Here is a 15,324-nt window from a genome sequence, read left to right on the forward strand (position 1 = left end):
ATAAACATGTCTCCCGGTTGCTTAGGCGCTGGCCGGAATCTTTTCATCGCCAGGCCGGAAACCGTTTCGTTTTGCGTGCTCCTCGATGATGAGCGCGATTATTTGCGAACGGGGTCGGCGGCGGAACACGGGGTCATCTTTTTCGGCGAGACCATCGACGTAATCGAGAAGGTCGGGGTCTATGGAAACGCCGGTCTGGACTTTTCTTGGCTTCGTCATAATGGACACTCCTTTAAGCTTCCGGGGCTCCTATGACGGGACCGTAGAAAACAAATGCACGATTTGTCAAGAAAAAAATGCAGGCCTACCGCAAAATAAGGGATAGAAGAGGTGAGGGTGCCGCTATATATGGTGTAAATGACCGGCGGGTCAGTAGGCGATTTTAAACGTCGGGCTGTCTTCGGGCCGTCTGCGGCGTCGGTCATAGAGCCGGGTCGTCGCAATGCTTGTGTGTCCAAGCCATTCTTGGACTTCCGCAATGTCGGCTCCGTTTTCCAAGGCGTTCGTGGCCGCAGTGGCCCGGAGAGCGTGGGGGCTGAAGTGATCGATGTCGATTCCCACCTTCTTCGCGTAGTCTTGGAGCATCCGGTAGACGGAAGGCTCCGAGAGGGCCTTCTCCAGGGTGCCCGTGGAATTGTTCTTTACCGGGCGGAAGAGGGGACCGGCCTTGTCCTCGGCGTGCCCCACGGCCTCCAGGTAGTCGTGGATGAGCTCCAAGGTGCCGGGGGCGGCTTCGACGTAGCGAATCTTGTCGCGCTTGCCGTGGATGCGAAAGGTCATCACGCCGCGCCGGTTGTGCAGGTCACGGACTTTGAGTCTGCAAAGCTCCTCCCGGCGCATGGCGTGAAACAGAAACGTCGAGATGATGGCGCGATCGCGCTTACCCTTGAGCGTGGCGGCGTCCGGGGCGTTCAGGAGTAATCGGGCCTGGCCATCGGAGATGGCGGGCGTCTTGCCCTCGTTGGTGCCTTCGGTGGGGCGCTTCACGCCCTTGACCGGATTGCTCTCAACGGAATTGCGTTCGCAGAGGTACTCGAAGAGCGACGAGAGGGCGGAGAGCTTGGCGCGGATGGTCGCGGCGGAGTTGCCCTCGTGCTCGAGGAGCTTACGCCAGGCGATGACGTGGGCGCGCGTCACGGTCCGGAAGTCGTCGGGGCGTTTGACGCCGACGAAACGGCTGAACTCGGTCACGTGCTTTTCGTAGGCGCGCCGGGTCCGGGGGTTCGTGATGTTCTCCAGCCACTCGACCGCGGCCGGCACGTCGGCCAGGCGGTGGAACTGTTCGGCGGTCAGCATCGTCGGCTTGCGCCGCGCGATGGCCGTCGAGGGGGATTTTGGTGTTTTCTTCATGCCTCCATTTTACACACGATAAAATATATTATCAAGCGTAAATATCGAAATGGGAGCGGAGGAGTCGGAGGCCGTTGAAAATTACTAGGAGTGACGCTCCCATATCTGCCGCGATGGCCATCCAGAGGGTGGCCATGCCCGCAAGCGAGAGGAGGATAAAGACGGCTTTCAGTCCAAGAGCGAAAATTATGTTTTGCCGGATGATGCGAAGCGTGCGCTTCGAGTGTTCTATTAGCCAGGGTAGTTTGGAGAGGTCGTCAGACATGAGAGCAATATCCGCCGTTTCTAAAGCCGCGTCCGTACCGGCCGCGCCCATGGCGATACCCACGCTAGCCGCGGCAAGGGCGGGCGCATCGTTTATGCCGTCCCCAACCATCGCTACGCTACCGAATGCCGTTACGAGTCTTTGAACGGCTTCCACTTTGTCCTCCGGAAGCAGTTCGGCTTCCGCATCATCCACGCCAACCTCGCCGGCTATGGCTTCTGCGGTACCGTTGTTGTCACCGGTGAGCATGACCACTCTTTGTATGCCAGCATCCTTCAACGCAAGAACGATGTCTTTCGCTTCGGGCCGAACGGCGTCTGCTACGCTAATCAGACCACAAACATGGGTGTCATTTCCGACAACAATAACCGAGTGGCCTGCATCTTCTAAGCGTTGTGCCTCTTCGTGGACTCGATCCTCTTCTTCACCTAGTTCGTGAAGAAAGCGGTGGCTTCCGATCCAATAGAGGCGGCCGTTTATGTACCCTTGCGCGCCTTTACCCTTGATGGCTTGAAACTGCTCTGCTGGCGCAAAGTGGACGCCAGCCGCATCTGCCTGGCGCAGAATGGCCCTTGCCAACGGATGCTCACTTTGGGATTCCAGCGCAGCGGCACGCTCAAGGAGTTCATGAGCGGAGTGACCACTCAAAGGTACGACCATCTGCACTTCAGGTTGGCCGCGCGTCAGGGTCCCAGTCTTGTCCATGGCAATGGCTCTTAGTCGGGCGGGTGCTTCGAGGAATATTCCGCCTTTTATGAGAACGCCGGCGCGGGCGGCGGAGCTTAGGCCCGCGACAATGCTGACGGGCGTCGAAATAACCAGTGCGCATGGACATGCTATAACAAGTAAGACGAGGCCTTGGTAGAACCAAGTTCCCCATGCTCCCCCGAACACAATGGGGGGCACGATCATGACCAGCACCGACAGCCCCATCATAAGGGGTGTGTAATACCGTGCAAACCACTCAACCCACTGCTCGCTCGGGGCGCGGCGCGACTGTGCCTCCTCTACCATTCTAATGATTCGCGCGATGGTGGTATCCGCGGGTGCCTTCGTCGTTCGAAATTCAAAGGCTCCTTCTTCATTAATGCTTCCGGCGAAGACTTCATCGCCAACTTCTTTGGGGACGGGCTTGGACTCGCCGGTGATGGGGGCCTGGTTCACCGTTGTTGAACCCTTTGTCACTACCCCGTCTAACGGCACTCTCTCTCCGGGTCTGACCATTACGTGGGAGCCAATGTCCACCTCCGCAACCGGTTTCTGTTCGGTGTTGCCAGTTTGGGTAACGCACATCGCCGTGGGTGGTGACAGATCCATCAGCGCGGATATCGCTCGTCGTGCTCGACCGACGCTCCAGGACTCCAGCAGCAAGGCGATCCCGAACAGGACCGTAACTACCGCCGCTTCAAACCATTCTCCAATGGTAACTGCCCCTATGACGGCGACCGTCATGAGCAGGTTCATATCCGGACGGAGGCGCCGCGCCGCGTACCAGGCTTTCGGGAAGATGAACCAGCCGCCACTGACGATGCCGACGACGTACAAGATAATGACAGACAAAGGAAACTGGTGTATTTCCGCCTCGCCGCCCGTGAGCGCATCCAAGATTCCGTGCTGCGTCGAGTGCCATACGAATCCCAGGAAAATGCAAACGCCGCTCAGGACCGTCAGGATCGTTCGGCCACGCCGGGCCCAGAAACTGTCTCCATTCTTGGCTTGGGATACGTGCTTGTCCCACGGAATCGCCTCCATCCCGGTCTTCCGCACCAGTTCGACAACCTTATCCCGCGTCGTGCCACCGTCCTCGGACGCCACGATGAGCTTGCCGTTCATCACGTCGAACCGAAGGTTCTCTTCCCCGAAACCGGGGCCGAGTTCCCGTTTCAGGATCGCCACCTCTTCGGCGCAATCCATTCCGCGGATTTTGAATGCATAATCTTGCATGGCACACCTCAATGTTCGAGCGCGGCCGGCGGGTACGGAAGTCGCGCTTCAGTTATGCACGTGAAGCAAGCGGTCATATCGATCGCTTTTAGGGCGACGATATCCACGTTCGAGCGGCTTGTTCGTCCGCACGATCGAAATACCGGACTTTCGCTCGGGTAAATGGTTTGTGGAAGAATGCAATAGCGTGCTCCCATTTGGACTCGCCTACCATGGCGATACGATCGACGTCGTTGAAGTGTTTGACGTCAAACTTGATATTTTCCCAAACTGCACCGGCCGTCCAGCCGTCGAAATCATCGAGAAGCAACAAGAGACGAACCTTGTCTTGGGTCGCGAGAACGCGTTCAAATGTTGCCACGAAATCCTCGTAATCTTCGCGCGTGAGCTTCCCTGAAATGGAGACCTCCATAACGACGGAAGACGGTGCTTTATAAACCACAGGGTCTTTGCATTGTAGTATCATGGATGATTCTTTTGGTTTCTTGGGACTATCTTGTCTTCGTCTGATGCGTACTACCGATGTTGCACCTAGCCTCGCCACCAATCGACAATCTGCCAAACATCCCATGCCACGACGGCCAACAAGAGAAAAATCAGCACAATCGGAATGTGGGTGTGGTTGGCGGTTCGGGTACCCTGCCAAATCACGAGCCCAAGCAAACTTGTCGCCACGAACGTGAATGCAGTTAGAAGAACAGGAAACTTTGGTCGTGAGCGTTGTGCCTTGGAACTCCGCTCTTTTGCACGCTCCTTTTTGCTCATGATTCTCCGGCTCGCGGTTTCAGTGCTATTTTTCGATTGCTTCTCCAGTGCTGATGCGGATTGCCGTTTCCACGTTGTAGACCGCGATCTTTCCGTCGCCGCGTCTTCCGGTGCTGGCGCGCTCGCGGATTAGTGTCAGCACCTCATCTAGCAAAGCGTCCGGCACAATCGTCTCCAGTTTGATCATGGGAACCTTACCAAAGTCGCTCGTGTCCTCCCGGCCAGCTATATGCCCGAATCCATGCGCGGTCGATATGGTGAGTCCCGGAAACTCAGGATGCGCGTATAGGGGTTCCAACACGTCTTCCAACAGTTCCGGCCGGATGAAGGCCTTAATTTCCTTCATAGAAAGTCCTCCTTTTTTCGGACACACTTAGATTTCTACGCCTCGCTCGCGGACGCTGAACCACCGGTATACCGCCGGAACGACGAGTAGGGTTAACAACGTCGACGTGATCAGTCCGCCAATCACAACGGTGGCGAGGGGGCGCTGGACCTCGGCGCCGGCGCTGTGCGCTATCGCCATGGGAAGAAATCCCAAGGACGCCACGAGCGCCGTCATCAGCACCGGACGCAATCGGATTTTGGCCCCTTCCAGCGCTGCATCGACCGGCTTGAGACCATGCTGCTGCCGCTCAATGATGTACGAGATCAGCACCACGCCGTTCAGAACCGCTACGCCAAACAGAGCGATGAATCCGACGCCAGCCGAAATTGAGAAGGGATATCCCCTCAGCACAAGCGCCACGATCCCGCCGGTCAACGCAATCGGCACGTTCAGGTAAATGAGAACGGCCAAGCGCGTCGAATTAAAAGTGCTGTACAACAGCACGAAGATGAGCAGAAGCGCCAATGGTACAAGCAAGGCCAGCCGTTGCGATGCGGCCTGCAGGTTTTCGAACTGGCCGCCCCAATCCATATACCAACCGGGCGGCAGATCGAGTTCGTCGTCCAGCATCCGTTGGGCCTCCGCGACGAAACTGGCCAGGTCGCGGCCCCGCACGTTGGCCTCGACGGTAATACGCCGGTGGATGTCCTCGCGGCTGATTTGCGCCGGGCCTTCTTCAATGGAGATAGATGCCACTTGCGACAACGGTATCAAGCGATTATCTCCTGCCTTGGTTGCGGGGATCCGCAAATCTCGTATGGCGTGCAGATTCTCACGTACTTCGGGGGCAAAACGCACCTGGAGGAAAAACCGCTTTTGGCCTTCAATGATTGTGGCGATTTGTGCACCGCCAATGCTCTGGATCACATCTAGAACGTCCTGACCATTGATGCCATATCGCGCCGTCGCCTCCCGGTCCACGCGAATACGAATGTTTGGCAGTCCGATGACTTGCTCCGCTTTCACGTCAGCGGCGCCAGGTACATTCTGAATCAGGCGCACGGCCTCGTCGGCTTTGGCCTTCATGGTCTCGAGGTCGTCGCCGTAGATTTTGATGGCCACGTCGCTGCGTACGCCGGAGATCAGCTCCTGGACGCGAAGTTGAATGGGCTGCGAATAGCTGAATATCGCTCCGGGGACGCGTTCCATCAGGGTTTCATCAATGGCCTCGATCAAGGCCTCCTTGGTCTCGAACCGCCACTCGTCTTTGGGCTTCAGTATGATGTAGGTGTCACTGATTTCCACGCCCATGGGATCCGTGGCGATCTCGGCGCGGCCTGTCCGTGAGATAACCGTGGCGACTTCCGGGAAATCTTCCATCAGCACTCGCTCAGCTCGTGTACTGATCTCATTCGATTTTTCCAGTGACACGCTTGGCAAACGCCAAATCTGCATGGCGATGGACCCTTCATCCAACTGGGGGATGAACTCGGCGCCCAAGGTGGGAATGAGCCCGAGACTCGCGATGAAAATCACAGCCGCCGTCGTAAACGTGAGGAAGGGATGTCTTACCGTCCGCGAGACGACCGGTACGTACACCCACTTGGCGAGCCGGAAGAGAAGAGGTTCTTTCTCGCGCACCTTCTTCAGAAATAGGGACGCCAGCACCGGCATGAGGGTCAATGCGCATACCAGCGATCCGGCCAGCGCAAAGACAACGGTCAGCGCCATCGGCCGGAACATCTTGCCTTCCACGCCCGTCAAGGCCAGAATCGGCAAATATACAATGATGATGATGCCGACCGCGAATGCAACGGGCCGCGCGACCTCCCGGCAAGCGGCCCGGACTTTTTCGAGATGTGGGCGCTCGTCATCCCGATGTTCGTGGAGATATCGAACAGCGTTTTCGATCATCACGACCGAACCATCGACGATCAGCCCGAAATCGATGGCGCCCAGACTCATCAGGTTTCCGCTCAATCCGGCAAAACGCATCGCGGTAAAGCTGACCAGCATAGACAACGGTATAGCTAAGGCCACCATTAGGCCGCCGCGCAAGTTGCCAAGCAACAACAGCAATATGATGATGACCAGGGCGCCACCTTCTGTCAGGTTCTTGGCTACCGTTCGTATGGTCCGGTTGACGAGCTCGGTTCGGTCGTAATAGGTGTCGATTGTCACGCCGTCCGGCAGGGTCTTTTGGATTTCTTCGATCTTCTCGTGGACATTCGCCGATACAACGCGTGCGTTCTCACCCATCAACATCATTACGATGCCGACTACGGCTTCACCGCGGCCGTCGCGGGTGACTGCGCCTTGACGGATCATCGGCGCGAACTCGACCTCCGCGAGATCGCGAATGTAGATCGGGGTGGCCGTATCTTCGTCATAGCCCACGATGACTTTCTCGATCTCGCTGAGGGATTCCAGTAGCCCTTCGCCGCGAATCAAGTACTGTTCACCCTGATGAGCGATATACCCTCCGCCCACGTTTCGGTTGTTCGACTCAAGCGCTTCAAACACGTCTGCGACGGAAATGTCGTACGCAACCAGCCGCTCGGGAGCGAGTGTGACTTGGTACGTTTTCAGCTCACCCCCAAAGCTGTTCACCTCGACAACACCCGGGACGCTACGCAACTGGAAATTGACATACCAGTCGAGGATGGTGCGCAGCTCCATCGGGGAGTATCCCTCTCCGTGCACCTCGAACTGATAGATCTCCCCGAGACCGGTGGAGATGGGCCCCATCTCGGGTTCGCCGTACTCCTCGGGAATAGAACCACGCGCTTCCGTGAGCCGTTCCCCGACAAGTTGACGCGCCCAATAAATGTCGGTGCCTTCCTCGAACACGACCGTCACTACGGACAAACCGAACTTAGACACGGAACGAATTTCTTCGATATCGGGTAGACCGCTCATCGCAGTCTCGACGGGAAAGGTAATGAACTGCTCGATTTCTTCGGGCGCCAGGCCGGGCGAATTGGTCAAGACTTGGACCTGAATATTGGTTACATCCGGGACCGCGTCGATTGGTAGTTTTAGCAGAGAGTTGACGCCGACAGCGGCGACAAGCAGCCATAGCACAACAACAATCAAGCGGTTGTTTAATGAAAAATCTACGATCCGGTTCATCGGGTCCCCCTTAATGGCTGTGCCCGCCGCCCATGGACTCTTTGCCCGCTTCGGACTTGAGTACAAAGACGTCACCGGCTGCGATTCGATCACCTTCGTTTAGGTCACCCTGCACCTCGGTAAAGGTGTCGGAAGTATGCAGGACGCTCACGGGCACCGCTTTGAATTCGCCTTCCTCGAGGGTTTTGTAGACGATGGCGCCCGTGTCCGTGCGTTGCAGGGCCTCATTCGGAACGAGGATGGTTTCTTCATGCTCATGCTCGTCAACAAAGACCAACATGCGGCCAAAGAGACCTGCACGTAGTTGGCCATCGGGATTCGGGAGGACGACCCGCACGTTAAGCGTGCGGCTCTCAGGGTCAAGAACACTGCCGAGGTAATCGATCTCTGCCGAAAAATCGTTGTCCGGTAACGCATCAAGCTGGACTATCGCCTTTTGACCTTCTTCGATCCGGCGAAGATCCCGCTCCGTCGCCCGACCCATGACCCATATGGGGTCGAGCTTGGCAATGAAAAACACTTCGTCGTCTTCGCCCACTGTCTCTCCCAGCGTGATATGCCTCTCCACCACCGTAGCGTCAAAGGGCGCCCGGATCTCGTATCGCGTAAGGGTCGTGTCTTGCGCTTGCGGAAGTTTGTCAACTTCTTCTTGGCTGAGACCCAGCGCGTGCAGTTGTTGCTCCGCGGTTTGGACCTGGATTTGTGCCGCCTGATATTCGGCCTTGGCCTGCAGGTAGTCCTGCTCCGCGGAGATCTTGTCTTCCCAAAGCCCTTTCTCTCGGGCAAAGGTCGTCTGCGCCAGGTCGCGCATCGCGAGCGCGGCAAGATACTCGGACTTGGCGCCGGCCAGTTCGCGGCTATCCAGAACCGCCAGCAGATCGCCTTCTACGACGCGATCCCCGATACCCACATGGACTTCCCGCACGATTCCACGAACCCGTGGGACCAGGTGTGCTTCGTTGTCCGGGTCGAGTTTCACTTCGGCGGGCATCGTAAGCGTGCTGTCAACGGTCCCGGCGTGTACCGGCACCACGGAAATGTTCAGGCCCTCGAGCCGTTCCGGCGGAAGGTGCACCATGCCTTCGACGTGTTCCTCGTGGTCTTCGCCGGCGTGCCCCTCATGTTCCGCCTCGGACTCGTTGTCGTGCCCTTCGTGTGAATCGGGATCTTCCTCTGCGTGGTCGTCATGACCGGCATGGGAACCGGAGGCATCCTCGTCCGCATGGCCGGCGTCTTCGGGCTCTGCCTCCGCCGTGTGGATCTCACCATCCGGCTCGAGGTTAGCCGCCTCAGTACCCCATTCCCCAACGCCACAGCCGGCTGCCAACCACATGATGATGAAGGCAGATAAAACGGTCCCGATTGCCGTGCTGTAGTGATTCCTACTGCGCATTTTCGTTCTCCTTGAGGATGAGTCCCTCGTCTGTTGTCCACGCTTGGAGCGCCCGTCCCGTGAGCCGTTCGATTTCGACCACCGCTGCGTTGTACCGGGCCAGCGCGTCCAGATGGCTGGTCCGAACGTCAAACAGCGTGCGTTGGGCGTCCAAAACGTCCAGATAGCTGAACTTGCCCTGTTCGTAACCCCGCTGGGTCTTCGCAAATGTTTCTTCGGCCTTGGGCATGACGTCCGCGGTCAGGGTGTTCACTTCGTCCGCCGCTGCGGCCGCTGCTTCGCGGGCTTCGGCCAGAAGGGCCCACACTGACGCCTCGACGGCCCTTCGTTCGTCGCTGGTTTTTGACACCATGTATTCGGCCGCGGCGATGTTTCCTTGGTTGCGGTCGAATATGGGCAGTGGGAGGGAGAAGCCCAATACGAGGCTGTTGTCCCGGCCGGCGTCAAAGCTGGAATCGGTGTGCGAATAACCGAATCCTCCGCCGGTATCAAAGCCGTATCGGCTCACAGACCGATCCGCCAATCCGGTACTTCTGAAACCCAGTTGCACGGTTAGGTTTGAGATCCGCTGCGCGCGTTCGTTCCGGAACCTGGCTTCGCGCAGTGCCACTTCGGCAGCCCAACGGGCAATATCCGGGTTGCTGACAATCTCCGCGCGAACGGAGTCCAGCGTCGGAACCTCACCGACACCCTCCAGTGTCCCTGTTACGGAGTCGAATGTGACTTCGGTGTCTCCCCACGTCGATGCGAGGCGTGCATATGCCGCCACCAGTTCACGCACCGCTTGGTCTTGCGCCACGCGCGTGGTCGCCAACGCGATTTCCGCGCGATTGTTTTCCAATGGTGACGCGGCGCCTGCAGATACGCGCCGCTCCGTCGTATTTGCAGCCTCTTCAGCGAGTTGAACGAGTTCATTTTGCAGCGCCAGATTTTCCTGTGCCGCCAGCGCGCCAACAAACGCCCTCGCGGCATCCGCCAACACGTCTGCCCGGGCAGTCTCGTAATCCCAAAGCAGCGTGGCCTTTTCACGCTCCGCCACATCGGTCCGCTTGGCCCGTTTCGCGCCAAGTTCGATCATGTACGCCAAGGTCACCGTAATCTCCGCCTCGCTGAACCCGGAGTGGGTTCCCTCTTCCGATTCGCGTTCCCAACCCAAGACGGGGTTGGTTTTCAAAGTAGGGATTTCCAGCGGGTCTTGTCCCCGCCCTTGCGGTATGCTGACGGCGCCCCGCTCAAGTGCGCCCGAGAACGAGGAAGTCCGCGTGCGTGCAGAGGGTCCGGATGTCCACCGGACTTCCTCGACCTCGACCGAGAGATCCGGATTCGGCCGCAGCCCCGCCTGCAGGATGCGAGCGTCCGCAGCACGAATATCCCAGGAGAAGGCTGTCAACCTCGGATTATTCTCTAGGGCGAGCGCCATCGCATCCCCGAGTGTGAGCGTGCGACCCGGAGGCTCTACAGGTTGAGGTGTAGCAGTGATGGCATTGCCTTCGACTGCATCCGCAACGGACTCCTCAGCGAAACCGTGTACGCCGAACGGTGCAGCGCACGTGAGGACAACAATAAGAGACCGAGAGATATAACTACGACGCATTGGAAATCGCTTCCTCTGATTTGTTCCGGCAAGTGGCGCAATCCGGGAAGATGGGATTTCCACTTCCCAAGTTAGGCCTCGTGTGTCTGTGGCCCATGTGCCGGTAACGCCAAGGTGTATGATTATGCTTCGTGGTCTGCGGACTAGATTGGGTGGCCGCGGCCTTAGTTGATGAGTCGACGCTGGCGCAACCACTTATGGCCACAACCGTTAAGATGATTGAAATGGCTAGCGTCGAAACCACCGGCCAATTGACATTGATTCTAGACATGGTCCTTCCTCTCCGTGAATAGGGGCGTTGCTATGCGGGTGCCTGCGCAATGGGCACACAAACACACCGCGCCACTAAGTAAGTCGGATGAGAAAGGGGATCAGATGAGAAGTACTGTGGAGCGGAGGGTTACAGACTGGGGAGTGGGAAGAGCGTCGGTTTGACCGATGATCGACGTGTAGGCCAGGATTGGGAGGGGAATCGTCGCACCGTCGTTCGCCAATGGCTGGTGGTGTACGGAACTCGCCGGAACAATGAACTGCTGGTCTTTGCCCGCTGCTGAAATTACCGGAACATCGACGCAAGTATCACAATGTGCCCCGTTCTCCACTTGCAGAATCATGGCGGACGACGGAGATGAAGATACCCGCGATGTGGACGTCTCCGCGCACACGCCACGATACGCCATCTCGAGTTGCACACGCCCGTCTCGCTCGAAGCACAAGACAAGGCCGTGCGCTACCGGAGAAGCCCCAAGGAGCCAAACCCCGATCAGCAGCGTTGTCATAACGATTTTGCACATCGTTGGAAACATGGACTCTTTACCTTGTAACTTGGCTAGAGGATACTACACCTGAAAACAGAATGTCCACCTAAAGGAATTCCCGGAAGCTGGTGATACGCAATGCAAAGCTATGGTTCCTTTCCCAGTCGGTCTTAATGGCGTCGGCGTCCTCGACGGAGAGCACGCCGGCTCGGATGAGGGAAACCATCAGCGCTTGCGTATCGATGACGGAAATGGATGGGGAAAGCGCCAGGGCTGCCCTCCGCGCCACTTTGTCATCGATGGCAAGGACGTGGCCACGGTGAACGGCGGCAGCGATAGCGGCGCATTCGCCTAAGCCAAGACAGCGATTTTGGGTCAGCTGCGCGAACAACGCCAGTTCTTCGACGGCCTCAACCCTGGTCTCTTCCAACGCGTTTGTTGTAAGAGCGGCGTCGAGACGCTCAACCTGCTCGCCGTAATGGGCCGTGACTTCGCCGCGAACGTGTTCGGTGACGAGAAAGCGATAGCCGGGATGGTGCGAAAGCAAGTCCATGCGGTCCACGGCAAGGAAGTTGATGAGGACGCTGGTGTCGAGGACAACGTGTTCGGGTTCATGGGAATTCATCCCCCAGGCCTCCGCGCCGTCTTAACCGACAAGCGCGGCTTTGGCTAGTGAAACTAACTCCGTGCCTTTTTCGATGCCGAGCGTCTTGGCGATCTCCAAGACCCTTCCACGGGAAATCTCGTCGCGGCGGAAGGCCTCGACCGCGAGATAGGCCACCTGGTTGACGAGGTGGCGGTCGGGCTTCGGTTCTTCAACGGCTTCGTGGTCGTCGATCAGCCGAAGGAGTTTGAGGTAGCTGTTGGCGTGGGGATTGTCCGCCAGAAGGGAGGTGCATTCGGTTTGGGAAATGTTGGCCAGATTGCGGAGCCGGTAAACGGCGGCCGCATAGCTGACGCGGAAGTAAGAAGCAAGCTGGGCCACGTCCTGATAGACAATCTTTTGGGATCCGGGCGCGGGCCGTCGCTGCGCCTCGATGGCGTGGTCGGGGTGCTCGCCCACGGGGGTGTAGACGTGCAAGGTCTGGCGGCTGGGAGCGCCCTTGTCGAGAGAGTTGAGGAAGGCGCTGACGCCGCCTGCCGGCATGAGAAACGCGGCCGCAAAAGCGTTGGCGCGGACCTCGCTGAGATTGTTCTGGTTGTGTGAAGTGGTGATGCTAACCGGTTGCGTACGGTCCAAGAGGCAGTGGGCGTATTCGTGGGCGTAGGAGAAGCGTTTTCGGGTGGCGGCGTGGTGGTAGTTCACCAAGATGGTCAAGCCGATGGCTGGATGGCGCAGGAACAAGCCGGACATTTCATCGGGCAGTTCCGCGCCTGACGCCCAAACGCCCTGGGTGGTGATGAGGTCGGCCATGTCGGGAACGGGGGAGTCGCCGATGCCGATGCGTTTCCGTTCATCGGCGGCGGTCCGCTCGCCTTGCTGGACAGCCTCGGCAGGGCTTCGAGGCGGCTCGACGTGGTACGCGGGCGGTCCGGTGCGCCTGGACAGGTCGAGGATTTCTTCGAGGGCCATTCCTTCGCGACATATTTCAATACACTTCGAGACGCTTTCCTTGACCTGCGGGTTGTCACGGAAGAGGGGATCAACGCGGTAGAGCGTGAGAAGGGCGTCCTCGTCGGGCTTGGCAGCCTCCTCCTCAGTGAAAAACGAGGCAACGTCGCGTCCATAGAGCTTGGCAAGTTCGACCAATTCGAGCGTGGAAACAGCACGGTTCCCGGCTTCGATATGGACAATGGCGGTCCGGGGGAGTGCCAAGGCCTCCGCTGCGGCCTCCTGGGTGACCTGGGCGCTTTCGCGGGCCTCCTTGAGGCGTTTTGCGAGCATCGCTTGGTTAATGGGCATCGGTTGTCCTCCTTTGTAACGGCGTTGCGGACTTTGGCGCTTCTTGCCGTTCAAAGGGACTATACCTGATCGTTTAACAGGAAAGCCAAATTTTTCCGGCGCAAAGCAATTTGAACAAGTTTGACAAAACTATCCTCTGATGTTCTATAATCGAGATAGCTTAACAGGGCCGGGAAGGCCCAGGAGGTTTTCAAAATGACGAAGAAGATTTCAGGTCTCAGGCCCGGCCAGAAGGCCCCTGCTTCAGGCCAGTATCAGGAGATCGGCCCGAGAGGCGGGAAAAAAGACGAAGTAACGGTGGTCAAAGGGGAACCGTTGCCGCCAACGGAAGTGCCGGGATCATCCTTCACGCTGGTAGACGGCACGAAGAATAAGTCCGGAAAATCATAAGGAAGGCAAAATGAAAGACCATACTCGGAGAGCCGTGGCGTTCATTGCGGCGCGTCTGGTAAGCCGAAGGCGGTCCGGTTCGGTTTACGATTACAGAAACGGACGGCATTTCAATTTCAGTGGTGACGCGGATGCGCGGGGAGTGTCGGTATACGACTACGCAGAAAGTTGTCACGTGAGCGGTTCTGGTGGGCCGAATTTCTCGCTGTATCACTACGGGAACTCGCGGCATATCAATTTGCGGGTTGATGGAGAGAGTTTCCAAGGGTACGACTACGATTCGAGTAGCCACTTCTCCGGACGGGTCAACGGAAACTCGGTGTCGTTATACGACTACGAGAGCGGCAGTTATTACAATTTCGCGGCGTGATTAGAAAAAAGCCGACTGAAATTGTCAGTCGGCAGAGGCCTTCGCGGGGCTACTTGGGCCAGCGAAGGGCTGCGTCTGGCGTCAAGAAGACGCCGTTGTCGTCGTTGATGTAGAAGGCCGGTGCCTCCTCAGAGCGATATGTCCACTCATAGCGGCCAAGGATCCATTGACCGTCTTTCCAGAGTTCCAAGGTGTCGCCGGCATGAACGGGGGAACCGTCAAGGTAATGGCGATACCCGTCGGGGCCTTCGTAACGCAATTCGAGGCGATTGGCTTGATCAGTCATGGCGCTTCATGTTCGCGCGCCGCAGTTGGGTAATTCAAGTCAATAGTCCTCGGGCAAGAGGACGGTGGTCACGGAGCGATCGCATTCCGTGATGATGTAGAACTTGGTCCCGTTGCGGTCGTGGTAAGCGGAGAAGAGCCTGCCTCCGTGCGCAAGCGCGCGGTCATTGGTCTGGCGATCTTCATCGCAGAGATCGCCCCAGTCGCCAGCGTGATGGCGGGCCATACTGGTGGGCACGTCCTCCGGGTGCAATGTCTCCAATGCGTTCCGGGTGATCACCGTTTGGCCGAGCGAGAACTTGGCGGTGACGTTCATGGCTGCGCCTGTGCGGGCGACTGCGCCTTCTGGGTTGTTGCAATAATCCAGCTATGCGCCCGGTCAAGCACCTTGCTCGCGAGAAGTAAGTCGTCCCGGCCGAAGCTCGATGAGTTCTTCCAGGTTTGTCCGTCCCTGTAGAGACGGCTCACAGTGACGTTGTACCGAACGCCCTTGTCGGTCTCGTTGGCCCAGATGGCGGCCTTGATTTTGCCCAAGCGTATCTCTTGGACGGGCTTGTCTTTTTCCTTCGTTCGTTGCTTGGTAGGCATGTCAAATTCCTCCGTTGGTTTAGGCTGTTTCAAACGTTGTCGGGATCGCCGGACAGCGTCCCGATTTCCTGCTCGATGGCCGCGATGATTGCAGCCGCTGTGTCGCGGATGGTCTCCATTCGGGCCAAAAGAACTTCGGGCGTGGCGTCATAGAGAAGCAAGTAATCGGCGGTGTCGGCATGAACTCCGAAGTGGCGGCACACGACGAACGCTGTGGCGTCCGCTTCGGTCTCGCGCACGATTTTGCTTTCCTTTTGGC

Annotated in this window: 17 protein-coding genes; 2 read left to right on the forward strand and 15 right to left on the reverse strand. The window is 57.9% G+C overall.

The window, feature by feature from the left end; translation table 11 throughout:
* Positions 1 to 21: 21 nt before the first annotated feature.
* From K1Y02_13355 to K1Y02_13405, 11 genes are all read right to left on the reverse strand, one after another.
* Positions 22 to 219, reverse strand: a complete 198-nt coding sequence (locus tag K1Y02_13355) for a hypothetical protein (protein ID MBX7257344.1) — start codon at positions 217 to 219, stop codon at positions 22 to 24.
* A gap of 150 nt (positions 220 to 369) precedes the next feature.
* A complete protein-coding gene (locus K1Y02_13360) occupies positions 370 to 1,350 on the reverse strand; it encodes a tyrosine-type recombinase/integrase (GenBank protein MBX7257345.1) in 981 nt (326 codons plus the stop codon).
* Positions 1,351 to 1,381: 31 nt separating this feature from the next.
* Positions 1,382 to 3,559 (reverse strand): cadmium-translocating P-type ATPase, encoded by a 2,178-nt coding sequence (gene cadA / locus K1Y02_13365; GenBank protein MBX7257346.1) that lies wholly within the window; start codon positions 3,557 to 3,559, stop codon positions 1,382 to 1,384.
* An 88-nt stretch (positions 3,560 to 3,647) separates the two neighbouring features.
* Positions 3,648 to 4,025, reverse strand: coding sequence for an STAS/SEC14 domain-containing protein (locus tag K1Y02_13370; GenBank protein MBX7257347.1), 378 nt, complete (start codon positions 4,023 to 4,025; stop codon positions 3,648 to 3,650).
* A 324-nt stretch (positions 4,026 to 4,349) separates the two neighbouring features.
* Positions 4,350 to 4,670: a P-II family nitrogen regulator gene (locus K1Y02_13375; protein MBX7257348.1), complete on the reverse strand. Its 321-nt coding sequence runs from the start codon at positions 4,668 to 4,670 to the stop codon at positions 4,350 to 4,352.
* Positions 4,671 to 4,697: 27 nt separating this feature from the next.
* A complete protein-coding gene (locus tag K1Y02_13380; protein ID MBX7257349.1) occupies positions 4,698 to 7,784 on the reverse strand; it encodes a CusA/CzcA family heavy metal efflux RND transporter in 3,087 nt (1,028 codons plus the stop codon).
* Between the two features lie 10 nt (positions 7,785 to 7,794).
* Positions 7,795 to 9,177 carry an efflux RND transporter periplasmic adaptor subunit gene (locus tag K1Y02_13385; GenBank protein MBX7257350.1) on the reverse strand — a complete coding sequence of 461 codons (1,383 nt, stop codon included), beginning with the start codon at positions 9,175 to 9,177 and terminating at the stop codon, positions 7,795 to 7,797.
* Positions 9,167 to 10,771, reverse strand: coding sequence for a TolC family protein (locus K1Y02_13390; GenBank protein MBX7257351.1), 1,605 nt, complete (start codon positions 10,769 to 10,771; stop codon positions 9,167 to 9,169). The genes K1Y02_13385 and K1Y02_13390 overlap by 11 nt, the downstream gene beginning before the upstream one ends.
* A gap of 371 nt (positions 10,772 to 11,142) precedes the next feature.
* Positions 11,143 to 11,577, reverse strand: coding sequence for a hypothetical protein (locus tag K1Y02_13395; protein ID MBX7257352.1), 435 nt, complete (start codon positions 11,575 to 11,577; stop codon positions 11,143 to 11,145).
* Positions 11,578 to 11,635: 58 nt separating this feature from the next.
* Positions 11,636 to 12,154: a hypothetical protein gene (locus K1Y02_13400; GenBank protein MBX7257353.1), complete on the reverse strand. Its 519-nt coding sequence runs from the start codon at positions 12,152 to 12,154 to the stop codon at positions 11,636 to 11,638.
* Positions 12,155 to 12,175: 21 nt separating this feature from the next.
* Positions 12,176 to 13,432, reverse strand: a complete 1,257-nt coding sequence (locus K1Y02_13405; protein ID MBX7257354.1) for an ImmA/IrrE family metallo-endopeptidase — start codon at positions 13,430 to 13,432, stop codon at positions 12,176 to 12,178.
* Positions 13,433 to 13,627: 195 nt separating this feature from the next.
* Here K1Y02_13405 and K1Y02_13410 point away from each other — a divergent pair, with 195 nt between their 5' ends.
* Together K1Y02_13410 and K1Y02_13415 are read left to right on the forward strand one after the other, a co-directional pair.
* On the forward strand, positions 13,628 to 13,822 hold the full coding sequence (locus tag K1Y02_13410; GenBank protein MBX7257355.1) for a YjzC family protein: 195 nt from the start codon (positions 13,628 to 13,630) through the stop codon (positions 13,820 to 13,822).
* A 10-nt stretch (positions 13,823 to 13,832) separates the two neighbouring features.
* Entirely contained in the window at positions 13,833 to 14,192 is a 360-nt protein-coding gene (locus tag K1Y02_13415) for a hypothetical protein (protein ID MBX7257356.1), read from the forward strand.
* Positions 14,193 to 14,241: 49 nt separating this feature from the next.
* Here K1Y02_13415 and K1Y02_13420 read toward each other — a convergent pair whose 3' ends face one another.
* The 4 genes from K1Y02_13420 to K1Y02_13435 form a co-directional block, all read right to left on the reverse strand.
* The gene (locus tag K1Y02_13420; GenBank protein ID MBX7257357.1) at positions 14,242 to 14,478 is read right to left on the reverse strand and encodes a hypothetical protein; all 237 of its coding nucleotides are present in this window, start codon (positions 14,476 to 14,478) and stop codon (positions 14,242 to 14,244) included.
* A gap of 39 nt (positions 14,479 to 14,517) precedes the next feature.
* Positions 14,518 to 14,793, reverse strand: coding sequence for a hypothetical protein (locus K1Y02_13425; GenBank protein MBX7257358.1), 276 nt, complete (start codon positions 14,791 to 14,793; stop codon positions 14,518 to 14,520).
* Entirely contained in the window at positions 14,790 to 15,065 is a 276-nt protein-coding gene (locus K1Y02_13430) for a hypothetical protein (protein ID MBX7257359.1), read from the reverse strand. The genes K1Y02_13425 and K1Y02_13430 overlap by 4 nt, the downstream gene beginning before the upstream one ends.
* Before the next feature lie 29 nt (positions 15,066 to 15,094).
* Positions 15,095 to 15,324 (reverse strand): hypothetical protein (locus K1Y02_13435; GenBank protein MBX7257360.1); only part of this gene is annotated, 230 nt, incomplete at its 5' end.

The organism is Candidatus Hydrogenedentota bacterium, assembly GCA_019695095.1.
Classification (GTDB): Bacteria; Hydrogenedentota; Hydrogenedentia; order Hydrogenedentales; family SLHB01; genus JAIBAQ01.